This window comes from Rahnella selenatireducens (assembly GCF_046449555.1).
In the GTDB taxonomy this organism is placed as follows: Bacteria; Pseudomonadota; Gammaproteobacteria; order Enterobacterales; family Enterobacteriaceae; genus Rahnella; species Rahnella selenatireducens.
In genome coordinates this window covers 1-13,767 of sequence record NZ_JBKEZJ010000017.1, presented here as the reverse complement: position 1 = coordinate 13,767, position 13,767 = coordinate 1, and the positions used below count along the sequence as shown (strand labels likewise).

General features: G+C 54.2%; 14 protein-coding genes. 4 read left to right on the top strand and 10 right to left on the bottom strand.

Annotated features, from left to right (window positions below; translation table 11 throughout):
• Positions 1–166 precede the first annotated feature (166 nt).
• The 7 genes from ACLBVC_RS21310 to ACLBVC_RS21280 all read right to left on the bottom strand — a co-directional run bounded on the left by ACLBVC_RS21310 (position 167) and on the right by ACLBVC_RS21280 (position 8,056).
• Complete coding sequence (locus tag ACLBVC_RS21310; RefSeq protein ID WP_410151270.1) at positions 167–748, bottom strand: PqiC family protein; 582 nt, start codon at positions 746–748, stop codon at positions 167–169.
• The gene (locus ACLBVC_RS21305) at positions 745–2,343 is read right to left on the bottom strand and encodes a PqiB family protein (RefSeq protein WP_410151269.1); all 1,599 of its coding nucleotides are present in this window, start codon (positions 2,341–2,343) and stop codon (positions 745–747) included. The genes ACLBVC_RS21310 and ACLBVC_RS21305 overlap by 4 nt, the downstream gene beginning before the upstream one ends.
• Positions 2,336–2,989 carry a paraquat-inducible protein A gene (locus ACLBVC_RS21300; protein ID WP_410151268.1) on the bottom strand — a complete coding sequence of 218 codons (654 nt, stop codon included), beginning with the start codon at positions 2,987–2,989 and terminating at the stop codon, positions 2,336–2,338. Before ACLBVC_RS21300 ends, ACLBVC_RS21305 begins: the two co-directional genes overlap by 8 nt.
• Positions 2,953–3,570 carry a paraquat-inducible protein A gene (locus ACLBVC_RS21295; RefSeq protein WP_410151267.1) on the bottom strand — a complete coding sequence of 206 codons (618 nt, stop codon included), beginning with the start codon at positions 3,568–3,570 and terminating at the stop codon, positions 2,953–2,955. The genes ACLBVC_RS21300 and ACLBVC_RS21295 overlap by 37 nt, the downstream gene beginning before the upstream one ends.
• A gap of 25 nt (positions 3,571–3,595) precedes the next feature.
• Positions 3,596–4,258, bottom strand: a complete 663-nt coding sequence (locus ACLBVC_RS21290) for a DUF3313 domain-containing protein (protein WP_410151266.1) — start codon at positions 4,256–4,258, stop codon at positions 3,596–3,598.
• Positions 4,259–4,486: 228 nt separating this feature from the next.
• On the bottom strand, positions 4,487–5,524 hold the full coding sequence (gene dctP / locus ACLBVC_RS21285) for a TRAP transporter substrate-binding protein DctP (RefSeq protein WP_410151265.1): 1,038 nt from the start codon (positions 5,522–5,524) through the stop codon (positions 4,487–4,489).
• Between the two features lie 159 nt (positions 5,525–5,683).
• Positions 5,684–8,056, bottom strand: a complete 2,373-nt coding sequence (locus tag ACLBVC_RS21280; protein WP_410151316.1) for a TonB-dependent receptor domain-containing protein — start codon at positions 8,054–8,056, stop codon at positions 5,684–5,686.
• 425 nt (positions 8,057–8,481) lie between these two features.
• On the opposite strand from ACLBVC_RS21280, the gene ACLBVC_RS21275 reads away from it, so the two are divergent.
• From ACLBVC_RS21275 to ACLBVC_RS21265, 3 genes are all read left to right on the top strand, one after another.
• Positions 8,482–9,093, top strand: coding sequence for a TetR/AcrR family transcriptional regulator (locus ACLBVC_RS21275; protein WP_410151264.1), 612 nt, complete (start codon positions 8,482–8,484; stop codon positions 9,091–9,093).
• Positions 9,094–9,267: 174 nt separating this feature from the next.
• Positions 9,268–10,080: a siderophore-interacting protein gene (locus ACLBVC_RS21270; RefSeq protein ID WP_410151263.1), complete on the top strand. Its 813-nt coding sequence runs from the start codon at positions 9,268–9,270 to the stop codon at positions 10,078–10,080.
• 5 nt (positions 10,081–10,085) lie between these two features.
• Positions 10,086–10,562: a PadR family transcriptional regulator gene (locus tag ACLBVC_RS21265; RefSeq protein ID WP_410151262.1), complete on the top strand. Its 477-nt coding sequence runs from the start codon at positions 10,086–10,088 to the stop codon at positions 10,560–10,562.
• Between the two features lie 79 nt (positions 10,563–10,641).
• On the opposite strand, the gene ACLBVC_RS21260 is transcribed toward ACLBVC_RS21265, so the two are convergent.
• From ACLBVC_RS21260 to ACLBVC_RS21250, 3 genes are all read right to left on the bottom strand, one after another.
• Positions 10,642–11,994 (bottom strand): glycoside hydrolase family 10 protein, encoded by a 1,353-nt coding sequence (locus ACLBVC_RS21260; RefSeq protein ID WP_410151261.1) that lies wholly within the window; start codon positions 11,992–11,994, stop codon positions 10,642–10,644.
• Positions 11,995–12,098: 104 nt separating this feature from the next.
• A complete protein-coding gene (gene map / locus ACLBVC_RS21255) occupies positions 12,099–12,899 on the bottom strand; it encodes a type I methionyl aminopeptidase (protein ID WP_410151260.1) in 801 nt (266 codons plus the stop codon).
• The gene (locus ACLBVC_RS21250; protein ID WP_104925134.1) at positions 12,892–13,146 is read right to left on the bottom strand and encodes a ParD-like family protein; all 255 of its coding nucleotides are present in this window, start codon (positions 13,144–13,146) and stop codon (positions 12,892–12,894) included. The genes map and ACLBVC_RS21250 overlap by 8 nt, the downstream gene beginning before the upstream one ends.
• A 158-nt stretch (positions 13,147–13,304) precedes the next feature.
• Here ACLBVC_RS21250 and ACLBVC_RS21245 point away from each other — a divergent pair, with 158 nt between their 5' ends.
• Positions 13,305–13,694, top strand: coding sequence for a hypothetical protein (locus ACLBVC_RS21245; protein ID WP_152326614.1), 390 nt, complete (start codon positions 13,305–13,307; stop codon positions 13,692–13,694).
• Positions 13,695–13,767 lie beyond the last annotated feature (73 nt).

Sequence of the window (13,767 nt, the reverse complement as noted above, 5' to 3'; positions counted from 1 at the left end):
TAGTTAAGTTGCTATTTTGTAAGGTTTTAAAATTCGCATTTTTGCTGAGGCCTTCCACGCACTGACAAAACTTAACGTTTTTCACTATCGCTAACGTATTGATTTAAAACATTTTGAAAAATGATGTGACAAAGGCTGGTTTTACACTGTAAGCATTGCGAAAAAGTCAGCCGCAGCGGCGCTGAAGCACGGAAAAAGCGATGTCATCCGCCACGTCCTGCACCAGTTTTTGCCGGATTATCACCTGTTCCTGCGTGCCGCCGTTTACGGCGCGCTGATGCTGCGTCTGACAGGTGAGTTGCGCGCTTTCATTTGCGTGATTCAGCTGCCAGGTGGCGGCTATCGTCGCTTTCTCACCTTGCCAGACGTCAAACTGTTCCACCGACACGCGGATACCGATCACCGGTTTGCCCGCCGGTGGCATCAGACTGCGGATGTCCGTCGTCTTCAGCGAACGTTCAAGCCGGGCGGTCAGCGCCGCACGGATTTCCTCGGGCAGCGGCGCGGCCCAGAGTGCATTATCCGACATCAGCAGTTCGCCGTTGCGCTGATGGACCATCAGTTGCGGCTGATTGAGCCGCTCCGCCACGTTCACCGGTTTCACGCGGATGACAAAAGGCGCGGCGCTGTTAGCCGCGGGGGCGGCTCCGGCGGCAGTGGTCAGCGTGTAGTAGTGCGGAGCGGAAGACGCACAGCCGGTTAAAACCAGCAGGGTAAGCGCCGTGTAAGCGGTTCGGGCAAGTTTCATGGCTGTTCCTTTTTGTCATCCTGTCTGCCGGTCAGAAGCGCCTGCGGCTGACGCGTTAACAGGCCGGTCAGGGTGCGCAGCGAATACAGCGTTCGCTGGAATTCGGCCAACGTTTGCAGGAGAGGCGAATCCTCCGCCAGCAATAATTGGGCGCGGGTCAGGGTCTGATTTATCGTGCTGAGCGTCTGCGTGGTTTGCGGCAGAACCTGGCTGTTCACCTGAATCAGCGTCTGGTTGAGATTGCCCAGCGTGGCGTTGAGATTATTGCCAATCGACTCAATGGGCATTTTCGATACCTTGCCGATGAGTGTGGCGAGCTGTTCCTGGAGATGATCAAATCCGCCATTCAGCGTCGGAATGCGCAATGGTCGCACATTGATATCGTAAGAAACCGGTGCGGCGTTCGGGATAAAATCGAGCGAAATATACAGCTGGCCGGTCAGTAAATTCCCGGTGCGCGCCTGTGCGCGAAGGCCGTGCCTGACCATATCCCGCAGGAAAAGAGCGGCCTGTTTTTGGGCATCTTTTTCTGGCTTGGGCAGTTTCTCCAGCACCTGACCGAGCCGGTTCGGGTAAACCTCGATCGTCACTACTGAAATAAAACGTGAACCGGCAGGCTCGTAATCCAGATCGATGGCGGTCACTTTGCCGAGTTTCACACTGGAGAATTCCACCGGCGCACCGGTTTTCATTCCGCGTAACGATTGCTGGAAACGCAGCTGAAGGATTTGCGGCGTGCCGTCCTGCGGTGCCATGGCGGACGCCTGATCGTCAGCCAGCGTAAAAACGCTGTGATCGGGGGAAGGTGTGGCGCCGGAAGCGGCGTCCGGTGGATTGGCAAAGGCAATGCCGCCGGCAATGACCGACGCCATAGTCTGCGTTTTCAGCTGTAAGCCTTCGGAATCGAGGGATAAATCCAGACCGCTGGCATTCCAGAACCGCGTGGCAGAGGTGACGAAACGGTCATACGGTGCGTCGATAAAGACGTTCAGGCTGACGCCTTTGCCGTCCGGGCGCAGCGCGTAGGACGACACCCGGCCCACGGGCACGCGGCGGTAATAGACGGCGGAACCGATATCCAGCGAACCGAGATCGCCCGCCACCACTTCAAACTGCCTGCCGGGCATACCGTTGATGACCGCCGGTGGCGATTCCAGCCCCTGAAAAACCGAACCGTTTTTGGCGGATGTGCCGGTATCCAGGCTGATATATGCGCCGGAAAGCAGCGTGTCGATGCCCGAAACCCCGCCCATACCGACGCGCGGACGCACCACCCAGAAGCGTGTATCGGCTTTCGCCAGGTTTTCGGCATTTTTCATCAGTGACACTGTCACGAGTACGCGCTGGCTGTCCGGGCTCAATGTAATGGATTTCACCAATCCGACGGTGACATCTTTGTATTTCACCTCGGTTTTTCCGGCCTGTAATCCGCTGGCGGTCTGGAACGTGATCGAAATCTCCGGCCCGGCGGAGGCCCACATCTGAAGAAACAAAAACAGCCCGATTACCGCAGCGGCGACAGGCACCAGCCAGACCAGCGACGGACGCCAGCGGCGCGGCGTGATTTCAGGTGCCGGAGAAACGTGTTCACTCATTCTTGTTATTTTCCCAAATCAAACGCGGGTCGAACTTCATGGCGGCCAGCAGGGTAAAAATCACCACAGCACCAAAAAAGACAATGCCGATGCGCGGTTCGGCAGTGCTGAAACCGGGGAACTGCACCAGTGCGGCGACCAGTGCCACGACCATGACGTCGAGCATCGACCAGTAACCGATATATTCCGTCAGGCGGAACATCCGGGCGCGACGAACGCGGCTTTTGGCCTGGCCTTTTCCAGCGGCAAGCAACAGCCCGCCGAGGATCAGGAATTTGGTGCAGGGCACGACCACGCTGGCGATAAAAATGACGGTGGCGACGCCGTATGAACCAGACGCCCAGAATTCTGCGATACCGCCCAGGATGGTGTTTTCACCGCCGTGACCGGCAAATGAGTTGTACATCACCGGCAGTAAATTGGCGGGTAAATACAACAGCAGAGCGGTCAGCAAAAACGCCCATGACTGGCTGCGGCTGTCGGGCTGGCGCGGGTGCAGCGCCGCATGACAGCGCGGACACGGCAAACGATGAACGCCAGAAACATGCTCGCAGACCAGCCCGCAAACGTGGCAGCGAACGAGCCCCTGTGGTAACGCCTGAACGGGCATCACGGGCGGTAGCCGCGGAGGGTTTTGAGTGTCCATAACGGCTGGAAATCCTGATGGTTGATCACCGGTAACAGCAGACATAATCCGAGCAATGCCCATGTGCCGGGACCGGTGGTGATTTCAACCAGGCCGGAAAGTTTGATGGCGGCAATCAGGATACTCAGCAGCGCGACTTCCGCCATGCTCCACGGTGCCAGCCCGGCGAGCAAACGCATTGCGGAGGCAAAACCGGGCGCGGCTTTTTTCCTGCACGCGTGAAATAACACCCAGCCGAGCAGCAAAATTTGCAAACACGGGCAGACAATCATCAGCAACGCCACCGGGATCGCCAGCGGCGACGCATAGCTGTTTGCCAGCGCCATCGCGGTTTGCCACAGCGTGGCCGCCTGCGACTGGCCGTGGAAGCCGATTTCCAGCACCGGAAAAACATTGGCGATGATAAAAAACAGCGCCGCCGTGAGGGTGAGCGCGAACCATTGTTCCAGACTCAGCCAGCTTCCCCGATACAACACCGCCCGGCAGCGCGGGCAGTGTGCGGCCTCGCCGGGCCGCACGGATTTTCGGGTATACAGGCTGTCGCAATGTTTGCAGATGATTTGCTGCGGATAGATTTTCATCACGAGCCCTTTCTGATTCAGCCGGTTATTTCAGCTGTTCCTGCAACTGATCCGCGCCTTTCTCCAGCCCGGTTTCTGCGGCACTCAGCGCGCCAAAAGTCGCTCCAATGTTCAGTGAGTTGGGGTACTGGCGGGAAATATAGGATTTGAGCAACTGATTGGTCGGCGCATCGTAGATCTCCACCGCATAACTCACCGAGCCGGTAAACGACCCTTGTTTGCCGCGGATTGACTGCACGATGTTGTACGGCCCGCCCATCAGGTCAAAGCGTGTGAACGTTCCGACAAACGGCGTACTGGTTTCCGCGCCGGTCAGCGTCAGACGAATGCGCAAGGTTCCCGGCGTGATGGCGTTGGTCAGCGGGAACCGTTCCGCCACGCTTTTGCCGAAGACCTGCTGCATGTGCGCCGCCAGTTGTTGTTTTTGTTCAGGAGAGACGTCATCAAACTGGGCATCCGCTCCCTGATAAATCACCACCGGATCCACAATGGCGCGGGAATATTTATTCCAGTCGACCGGCGTGTTGTAGCTGAAAGCGATATGCCCGGATTCATCCTGTGTGTCAGGTTTCATCTGGGAAGAAGAAGTGACCCCGGTGTAGGGCACAGGCTGGGTACTCGCGCACCCCGTTAATAAACCTAAAGAAATCAAAGCTGCCAGCGAATAGCTGTTTTTTAACGCAGACATACGTCTTACCTTCTTTTGAAAAAATGCAGCGGGATGTCGGTTTACTTTTTCATTAAACCGTACAGTACGGTACATTTATGAAGTAAGACAATTCTCCTGTCAAGAAAATGTACAGGTGGGTTCAGTTATGAAAGTAAAAAAGAGAAAGTGTGACAAATAGCGGTTTACGGCGAAGGGCGAACAAACGGGTTCCGGCAAAGGGTGACACCTCTGCCGGATTGGCTTTATTTACCTCATCTCATCCGCCAAAATTGCGCGGACTTCTTCCAGCACCGCAGCCGCCTGTGTCACGCCTGCTGCGGTTTGCTCTTTTGCCCACGCGGCCTGAGTCTCCGGATAACGGCTCACCGTTTGCCAGTGTTCCACTTCGCTGTGCTGAAGTTCACGAACGTTTGCGCCGTCTTTGCGCAGCGCATCCAGCTGGTTTATATAGCCGTTGTCCATCGCCTGACCGGCAGTTTTGTAGGCGGTTTCTGCGGCGCGGTGAATAGCATCCTGATCGGCTTTCGCCAGCCCGTTCCAGACTTTTTCATTCATCACCAGCAGATAAACGTGGCCGAGCCACAGCTCGCGGGAGACTAAAACCTCCGGTGCCATTTTCTGAATTTTCAGGTCATAACCGCTGTCCACGTTGACCATAATGCCGTCCAGCGCGCCAGTCTGAAACGCTTTCACCGTTTCCGGGCCCCACGGCATCGTGACCGGCTTCGCGCCCGCATTTCGCAGGAAATCCTGATGCCAGAAACTCGCCGAACGCCATGTTGTGCCCCGGATATCTTGCAGATTCTTCAGCGGATGCGTGCTGAAAAATGCCACCGGATAACCGGTACCGAAGAAAATGTTCACGACGTTTTCGTGATGTAATTCGGCAGGAAAAGCCGGGATTTCGGCGTAAACGCGGCGGAAGAATGTGATCTGTTTGTCACCGGTCGGCCCGGCGGGAAAGCTTTTAAAAATCTGATGCAGCGCCAGATCCTTGGCCGCGTATTCCGGCACAACGGTGCCCATATTCGCTGCAGAACCCTCACGGATTACGCCCAGCGCGTTATAACCGGTCGCCCGTTCGCTGCCCCAGTGCGCGTTAATTTTCAGGCGACCCTGTGATTCTTTTTCAATCGCCGGGAAGAAAACGTCATTAATGAAGCGGGTACGCGTGCCGCCCAGCGGTTCATGATCGGTGTAGTTCAGCAGGGTGGTGGCGTTTACGCAGACGGGTGACAGCAACAGGACGAGCACCAGCGCGAGCGGTTTTCTGATTAATTCCATGTAATCTCTCAGTGAAATATTGATGGGGAAAACAGGAAGTCTATCGGTTTCCGGCGGATGCGGTTATGCGTCTGCGCACCTTCCTGTCGTGATCCACCGACATAAAAAAAGCGCCATGTTTTCACATAGCGCTCAGGTTTTCGGGTGATGAACTATCGCTTAGAAATCGACATTCACGCCCAGCTGGAAGCTGCGGCCTGGCATCACGGCCAGCGCTTTATTGTATGCATCCTGATTGGTGGTTTCAGTCAGGCTGCGGCTGCTAAGGTAATCCCAGTACTTACGGTCGGTGATGTTATACACGCCGCCGCTGAGTTTTACGTTTTTGGCCACTTTCCAGTACGCCGTTGCATCAAGCAAACCGTAGCCTGGAACATTCATGTATTCCGTGGTGGAATCCGTGATCGGTGTACCGGCGTTGGTGTAGCTCTGACGGTTGGTCGCTTCGGCTTTTTTACCTTTCACGAAGGTTGCGGTCAGCGCCGTACCGTAGATGCCTGACGGATCATCCCATGCTACACCGGCTACAAATTTCATTGGCGGAACGCTGTCGATATCAACGTATTTGTCGCCCGCATAGCTGGATTTAGATTCACCCTTGGCGTAACCCAGTGCGAAGCTGGTGCTCAGACCGTCAACGCTGCTGAACCACGTACCGTAGTTGATTTTGGTGCTCAGATCGCCACCGTAGATAAACGCTTCATCGCGGTTTTCGGCCTGATAAATCGTATAAATATTGGAAGGCACGTTGGTGAACATGCCCGGGTTGGCTGCGCGGGTGTAACGGGTGTTGGCGATGAAGTTTTTGTACGTGTTGTAGAACACGGCCGTTTTGAAGGTCACGCCTTCAGTCGCTTCACCTTTCATGCCCCATTCGAAGTTGTTGCTGGTTTCGGTTTTCAGATTGGTGTTACCGATCAGCGCATATTGCTGAGAAGCGGCATAAGAAGAACCGAGGTTCCAGGAACCGTAAAGCTGGCTGGCATCCGGGAACTGCGCGCCACGACGGTATTGCAGGTAAGTCATCAGCTTAGGCGTGATGTCATACGTGAATGCCAGTGATGGCAGAACCTGCGTATCAGAGTTGGCTTTACCGTACAGAGTAGAAACCTGGCTTTCAGACACGGTGCTGTTAGATAAATCGGACAGGTCTGTCGCTTTCGTATTCTGGTACGCCACACGCACCGCAGGCACGATGCCGAAGTTATGGCCGTCGAGGTCAAACTTCATGGTGTCTTGCAGGAAACCGCCGAGAACGTAAGAACGGCTGTTGGCTTCCGGCTGCATGATGGTGGTGTAAACACTCTGATCCGGGCTTTCGCGGAACGGACGTTCAGTGTTAGAGATGCGACCGTTGATCCCGGCACTCAGCTCGTGGCGACCCAGCGTTTTGAGCCAGCTGGTTTCCGCGCCATAGGTGCTGACGTCGTAATCTGAATAGACGTTCATCATCTGCTTGCTGGCGTTCGGCATGTAGGTGTTGTCGTGCGCCTGGGTGTACTGGTAATAGACCTTGGAGACCACGGCGTCGGCGAAATCGTTGAACGGTGTCCATTCGTCTTTCAGACTTGCGCCCCAGCGGCGGGTGTTACTTTGCTGCTGCGCGGTGCCCAGAATGGAGCTGCCTGCGCTATTCCACGCGTCGTAATGGGTGTGATTGATTTTCTCGTAGTAATCGAGCGTGCCGGTGAATTTATGTTCGTCGTTTGGCTGCCAGATACCGGACGTCATGATGGCGTTAGAGTGCCAGTTCGCCGGATAAGCGTCGTGCGTCCCGCTGTTATTGCTGGTTTCCTGACCGTCGCGGCGGCTGATCGCCACAACGCCACGCAGGGTTTCGTCACCGGCAGCGGCGGTGATGCCGTTGTGCCATGAACGGTCTGAAGAATCATAATCAGACTGGTAACCGAAATAGGTTTCTTTGCCCGGACGCAGGTAATCGTCTGCGGTTTTTGGCAGGAAGGAAACGGCACCGCCGATGGAAGTGTTGGCGCGTTCGGCTGACGTTGCGCCGGATTCGATATCCACCTGACCGTAAATATACGGGTCGATGTAATCACGGCCGATGCCGGAGGTGCCTAAACCAGCGCGGCTGGCATAGCTGCGGCCGGTAGCACTTGGCTGTGGAATGCCGTCAACGTCAATGCTGACGCGGTTGCTTTCCAGACCACGAATGTTATAGCCGGTGTAACCGCTGCGGTCGAAGCCGCTTTTACCGTTGCCGGAACCGCCACTTGAGCCGGTCGCGGTGATCAGTGGCTCATAACGCATGATGGTACCGAAATCGTTACCGCCACGTTTTTGCATTTCTGCCGCAGTGATGGTGGTTTTTGAGCCTGGCGTTTTATCCGGTAGGGTCTCGGTGACGGTCATTACTTCTTCATTGTTCTGTGCCAGATCCTTCGCACTGCGCACCACCGGTTTCTTTTTGATGGTTTCTGTAGATTGCGCTTTGTTTTGTGCCAGATCGGTGTTGTCTTTAACGGCTTCCGCTGCGTTTACGTTAAAGGTGGTGGTGAGAATCGTCCCCATGAAAATGACGTTTTTCACCAAACCCTGCTGTGTAAAGGATTTGAACATTTGTTTTTAGTCCTGCACTAATTTTTTTAAGTTCTGCTCGCATTTACTGCCTTTCGACAAATTCAGACGCGCTTGTCATCTGCTTTATTCTTCCGTGAAAAAGCCGTTGTCCTTATAAAATATGGGTTTAATTACAGTCCTTACCCATTTCAGCTTTGTGAGAATGATAATGATACTGATAATTGTTATCAACAAATTGGTAAATAAAAATGCGCTTCTTAACGAAATCTTTGCACTTCGTTCTGAAAAATGGGCTACGCGGGTCGCTTTACAAGGCACAAACCCGTCGATAAAGTGGGGGCATCAGGGAACTGTACCGTACAGTTTCGCCGCGACGGTTTTTGGCCGTGGCCGTAAAATCAACGTCAGGAGGGAAGATGAAAGTCCGCACCGAAGCCCGCAGGGAGGCGATTATCGATGCCGCAGCGCAATTGTTTCAGGAAACCGGTTACGAACGCGCGTCAATGAATGAGCTCGCCCGGCGTCTCGGCGGCTCCAAAGCCACGCTCTACAGCTATTTCCCGTCGAAAGAGGCGTTGCTGGTGGCGGTGGTGAAAGCCTATGCCACCGGGCATCTTTCGGACGCCGTCAGTGATCTGACCCAAACGTGGGCAGATGCCGATCTCGAAACCATCCTCACCCGTTTTGGCGAAAGAATGTTGCTGGTGCTGACTAATGATGTCTCCGCGCTGGCGGTGTATCGCATGGTGATCGCCGAGTCCGGGCATTCTGAAATCGGCACGTTGTTTTATGACGCCGGGCCACGGGAAAGCGTCGATATCCTGGCAACATTCCTCGCCAGCGCGATGGAGGGAGGGCAACTGGCGCAGGCCGATGCGCATCTGCGCGCCTTACAATTTCTGGCGCTGGTGACGGCGCAAACCAATACGCGCGTCTACCAGCGTAATCCGGCACCGCTGGAAATTGCGGAAATCCGCCACATGGTGAGCAGCGCCGTCGACATGTTTTTGCGCGGCGCGGTGCGTTAATTCACGAGGTGCGTTCTGCTGCACAAACCGCCAACCGGCCTTCTCCACGATGGCCGGTTTTTTTTGAAGTCGTTGCATAAAATATTACTAAGATATATCTTTCACTGAATTGAGAATCATTCACGTCCTGAGCGCGCTCCCGACGATAAGTTTCGCCACCATGAGAGAAAGAATATGGAACACAAACGCACTGAATCTTCCGCCGCCAACCTGCCGGTGCGCGTTAAGAACGAACTGGTTTTCCGCCACATCACGGTAAAAAGCGCTGAAACTGTTTCCGGCTGTTTTAAACGCATTGTACTGAATGGCGACGAGCTGAAAGGTTTTACGTCCCGCGGTTTCGATGACCACATCAAACTGTTCTTCCCGGCGAATCCGGGCGACGTGATTGTTCCGCCGACCGCCACAGAAGACGGCATTGCCTGGGGCGATGGCCCGCGTCCGGTTAACCGTGAATACACGCCGCTGCATTTCGATGCGCAAACCCACGAACTGACGCTGGATTTTTATATTCACGACGGCGGCGTGGCCAGCGAATGGGCCGACAATGCCAAACCGGGCGATAAGCTGATTATTGGCGGGCCACGTGGTTCCCTGATTATCCCGACGACCTACCGGTGGCAGCTGTATCTTTGCGATGAAACCGGTCTTCCAGCGGTGAAACGCCGCCTGCGTGAACTGAAAGAGGCGGCTGTAAACGCAAAAATCACCGTGCTGGTCAAAGTGAAAGACGTGAGTTGCATCAGCTATCTGGATGAAGAAAAAGATTTCAACGTCGAGTGGATCGTCAGCGATGAGTACCAGGGTTATCGCGAAGATGACGCGGTTGTGCAGAAACTGAAAAGTCTGATGCTGCCGGAAAATGATTATTACGTCTGGGCCACCGGCGAAGGGAAATTTGTGAAAGGCCTGAGTGATTATTTGACCGAAACCCGTGGGCTGGACGCAAACTTTGTCCGCTGCGTGGCGTACTGGCACGCGAAGTAATGCTGATGCATAAACACCGTCGTGAAAGAATGTTCGAAACCGGTGATATCCGCTTATTAATGCTGCATTTTCTGCAACAACGTTCCGCACACGGTTATGAACTGATCAAAGCCATCGAAGAGCTATCCAAAGGGGAATACACCCCGAGCGCCAGTATTATTTATCCGAATCTGACTTTTCTGGAAGATCAGGGACTGGTTCTGGCGAATCAGGAAGAAGGCGGGAAGAAGCAATATACGATCACCGCAGAAGGGGGGGTATTGCTGAATCAGCAGGGCGAGTTACTGACGACGGTGACTGAACGGCTGCATTCGCTGGCGATCCTGTCGAATAACCGCAGCATTCCGGAAATGCAAAGAGCGATTAATAACATCCGTTCGGCGCTGAATTTACGCCTCGCGAAAGGGCCCATCGAACAGGAAACGCTGTATAAAATTACCGATGCGTTAGATCGCGCAACCAAAGAAATTGAGCGTAGCTAGAGTTGAGTGCAGTCAAGGCTGAAAACAAAAAGCCCCCGGCGTCATTTGCAGGGGGCTTTTTTGTGATATCCGTTCTGACTTAATGGCCCCAGCGGCTTCTCAGGTAACGCACGGCTTCCTGCGTTTGTGGCTGGTTCAGGTAATTTTCCCGAAACAGAATAGTGCCGCTGATGCCGGGTAACGATTCATTCATATCAAGCTGTTTCTTCAGCTCCGGCACGCCACCGCGGGTGGTCCATTCAGGCTCATTCTTCGACGGCTCGCCCACTTTATACAGCGCAATGCCGATATACAGGCGCGTGTTGTTCGGTTTCACGACATCCGCCCACCATTTCGCCAGCACGTCATAGCGCGCCGCCTTGCGGGAGAACGGCCAGTAAAGTTGCGGCGCAATGTAATCGAGCAAACCCTGCTTCACCCAAAGACGCGTATCGGCATAGGCTTCGTCATACGCCGCCGCGCCGCGTGTGTCGGAACCGGCAGGATCGAACGACAGATTACGCCAGACACCGGCAGGGCTGACGCCGAATTCAACGCCCGGTTTCAGCTGGCGGACGGTGCGGGAAACCTGTTCGATTAGCATCTGCGTATTGTGGCGACGCCAGTCCGCTTTTGAGCTGAATCCCTGACCGTATTTTCTGAACGTCATGCTGTCGTCGAGCACCGAACCGGGTGTTTCTGCATAGAAGTAGTCGTCAAACTGCACGCCATCGACCGGATAACGTGCCACGACTTCGGCAACGATGCTGGTGATCCAGTCACGCGCTTCAGGAATGCCGGGGTCAAGCACCAGACGATCGCCTGCGGTGCGGATCCAGTCGCGGTGCAGCACATAAACGCTTGCCGGACTGAGTGACAAGGTGCGATTCAGCTCGGCAATCGTTGAGGGTTTGGTATTCACAGTAACGCGATACGGGTTGAACCACGCATGCACTTTCATGCCGCGCTTGTGCGCTTCATCGAGCATAAATTTCAGCGGGTCATAACCCGGATCTTCGCCAATCGTGCCGGTCAGCATATCGGACCACGGCAAAATTTTGGATTGCCACAGCGCGGTGCCGTCCGGTTTAACCTGGAAGAACACGGTGTTGATGCCAAGAGATTTCAGGTTATCGAGCTTGTCGGTGAGAGATTTTTTCTGCTGACTGATGCGCAGGGCAGGGGGGCTGACATTCACCGAAGACACCGGCGGCCAGTCGAGGCGGGAAACCGTCGCCAGCCATACGCCGCGCACCGGTTCTTTATTCTGCTCACCTTTTGGCGCAAGAGGTTGCTTTGCGACCGGCGGCAGCGGCGTGACCAGTGATTTCGGCGGTGTGGATGAACAACTCGCCAGTAACAGCGCCATGGCAATAAGAACGCCTGACTTTTTAGCCGGAGTTGCGAAGGGCAAAACAGGGGAAGAAGCGATGATAAACTCCGGGACTTTCATGTCGTTTTTAGAATGAAAACATTTTCGTAGTATTCGAATTAAAGTCAACCAGTCAGGCGCTTATCATCGCATCGGGCATGATCCGGATGCGGTAAAAATTCCGCTTATTCGTGCTCAGGCCACGGCGTCAGGATTTCGTAGCCATCTTTGGTCACGGCGACCATATGTTCCCACTGCGCGGACAACGAGTGATCTTTGGTGACCACCGTCCAGCCGTCGGGCAGTACTTTATTCTGCTTTTTACCGGCGTTCAGCATCGGTTCGATGGTGAACAGCATGCCTTCCTGCAAAACCAGACCGCGGTTTTTCTCGCCATAATGCAGCACCTGCGGATCTTCGTGATATCCCATGCCGATACCGTGACCGCAGTATTCTTCCACGATGGAAAACCCTTCGCGTTTCGCGACGGCGGCAATGGCATAACCGACGTCACCCAGCGTTGCGCCGGGGCGGACGACTTCAATGCCGGCCATCATGGCTTCATACGTGGTGTCCGTCAGGCGGCGGGCGAGAATGCTCGGCTCACCGGCGTAATACATGCGGCTGGTGTCGCCATACCAGCCATCTTTGATCAGCGCGACGTCGATGTTAACGATATCGCCTTTTTTCAGCGCTTTGTCGGACGGAATGCCGTGGCAAATCACATGATTGATGGAGGTACAGGTCGTTTTCTGATAACCGTGATAGCCGATATTGGCCGGGATCGCCTGCAATTCGTTGACGATAAAATCGTGGCAGATGCGGTCCAGTTCATTGGTCGTGACGCCGGGCACAACGTAAGGCGTGATCATATGCAAAACCCGGGCGGCCAGTTTGCCTGCGATGCGGGCTTTGCTGATACCTTCCGGCGTTTTTATCATCCGGTTATTGTTAACAAAATACGCGCTGTCTAAACCACTATTCATTACTTGCCTTCCTGTGTGTGCCGCCTACGTTTAAGAGCGTACGGAAACTGTCGGTGTTCTCATCGGATTCCATGCTGCAACGCACCAGCAGCCGGGAGATTTCGCTGTGCGTCATGTCGGGATGGGTTTCCATTAACATGCCAATTTTCATCCAGTGTTCGGCCTGCGCATTGATCGAACGCGTATAAGCCAGGCTGGCGATGCGTAAGTTTTCATGCATCAGTTCTGAAATCTTGATGATGCCCATAAGCGTGCCTCAGTAGTATACGAAACATATATGTTTTATATACTAACCGGAAAAAAGCCGCAGCTCAACCCGTGCCGCTCATGACACCTTTCCGTGGTTGACGTATATTGTGTTCAGTTTTCAATTTCTTATCGTATAAATCACATCAAAAGGTTCACATGAAATCTACAAGCAAGTTACTTATTGGCCTTGTCTGTGTCATGGCACTTTCCGGCTGCGCGCGTACTGAGCCGGTATTAACGCCGCACACCACGTTGACCACCCATAATTCAGAGAATCAGATCCGCACCGCTATTATCGACGCCGGGCAGAAACGCGGCTGGATAATGACGGATGGCGCACCGGGCGTGATTAACGGTCATCTGAATAACCGCGAGCACAAAGCAGATATCCGCATAACCTATAACACCACCGGTTACACCATTAATTATGTTGGCAGCACCAACCTGTTGGCAGAGAAAGGTGAAATTCACCGCAGCTACAACCATTGGGTGAACAACCTCGATAACGATATTCAGATCCGCCTGGCGTCCAGCGCGACGAAATAAAGTGTGTCCAGGTCACGTCGTTATTCATGACTGACTGTTCATGAAAAGCCTCCGTTAAGAAACGGAGGCTTTT

What these genes read in the sequence shown, in the direction of transcription:
- ACLBVC_RS21265 (WP_410151262.1), top strand. Translation starts at nt 10,086, where the DNA reads ATGCATAAACACCGTCGTGAAAGAATGTTCGAAACCGGTGATATCCGC.
- ACLBVC_RS21260 (WP_410151261.1), bottom strand. Translation starts at nt 11,994, where the DNA reads ATGAAAGTCCCGGAGTTTATCATCGCTTCTTCCCCTGTTTTGCCCTTC.
- ACLBVC_RS21275 (WP_410151264.1), top strand. Translation starts at nt 8,482, where the DNA reads ATGAAAGTCCGCACCGAAGCCCGCAGGGAGGCGATTATCGATGCCGCA.
- ACLBVC_RS21305 (WP_410151269.1), bottom strand. Translation starts at nt 2,343, where the DNA reads ATGAGTGAACACGTTTCTCCGGCACCTGAAATCACGCCGCGCCGCTGG.
- ACLBVC_RS21310 (WP_410151270.1), bottom strand. Translation starts at nt 748, where the DNA reads ATGAAACTTGCCCGAACCGCTTACACGGCGCTTACCCTGCTGGTTTTA.
- ACLBVC_RS21245 (WP_152326614.1), top strand. Translation starts at nt 13,305, where the DNA reads ATGAAATCTACAAGCAAGTTACTTATTGGCCTTGTCTGTGTCATGGCA.
- ACLBVC_RS21280 (WP_410151316.1), bottom strand. Translation starts at nt 8,056, where the DNA reads ATGGGGACGATTCTCACCACCACCTTTAACGTAAACGCAGCGGAAGCC.
- ACLBVC_RS21300 (WP_410151268.1), bottom strand. Translation starts at nt 2,989, where the DNA reads ATGGACACTCAAAACCCTCCGCGGCTACCGCCCGTGATGCCCGTTCAG.
- ACLBVC_RS21290 (WP_410151266.1), bottom strand. Translation starts at nt 4,258, where the DNA reads ATGTCTGCGTTAAAAAACAGCTATTCGCTGGCAGCTTTGATTTCTTTA.
- ACLBVC_RS21295 (WP_410151267.1), bottom strand. Translation starts at nt 3,570, where the DNA reads ATGAAAATCTATCCGCAGCAAATCATCTGCAAACATTGCGACAGCCTG.
- dctP (WP_410151265.1), bottom strand. Translation starts at nt 5,524, where the DNA reads ATGGAATTAATCAGAAAACCGCTCGCGCTGGTGCTCGTCCTGTTGCTG.
- ACLBVC_RS21270 (WP_410151263.1), top strand. Translation starts at nt 9,268, where the DNA reads ATGGAACACAAACGCACTGAATCTTCCGCCGCCAACCTGCCGGTGCGC.
- ACLBVC_RS21250 (WP_104925134.1), bottom strand. Translation starts at nt 13,146, where the DNA reads ATGGGCATCATCAAGATTTCAGAACTGATGCATGAAAACTTACGCATC.
- map (WP_410151260.1), bottom strand. Translation starts at nt 12,899, where the DNA reads ATGAATAGTGGTTTAGACAGCGCGTATTTTGTTAACAATAACCGGATG.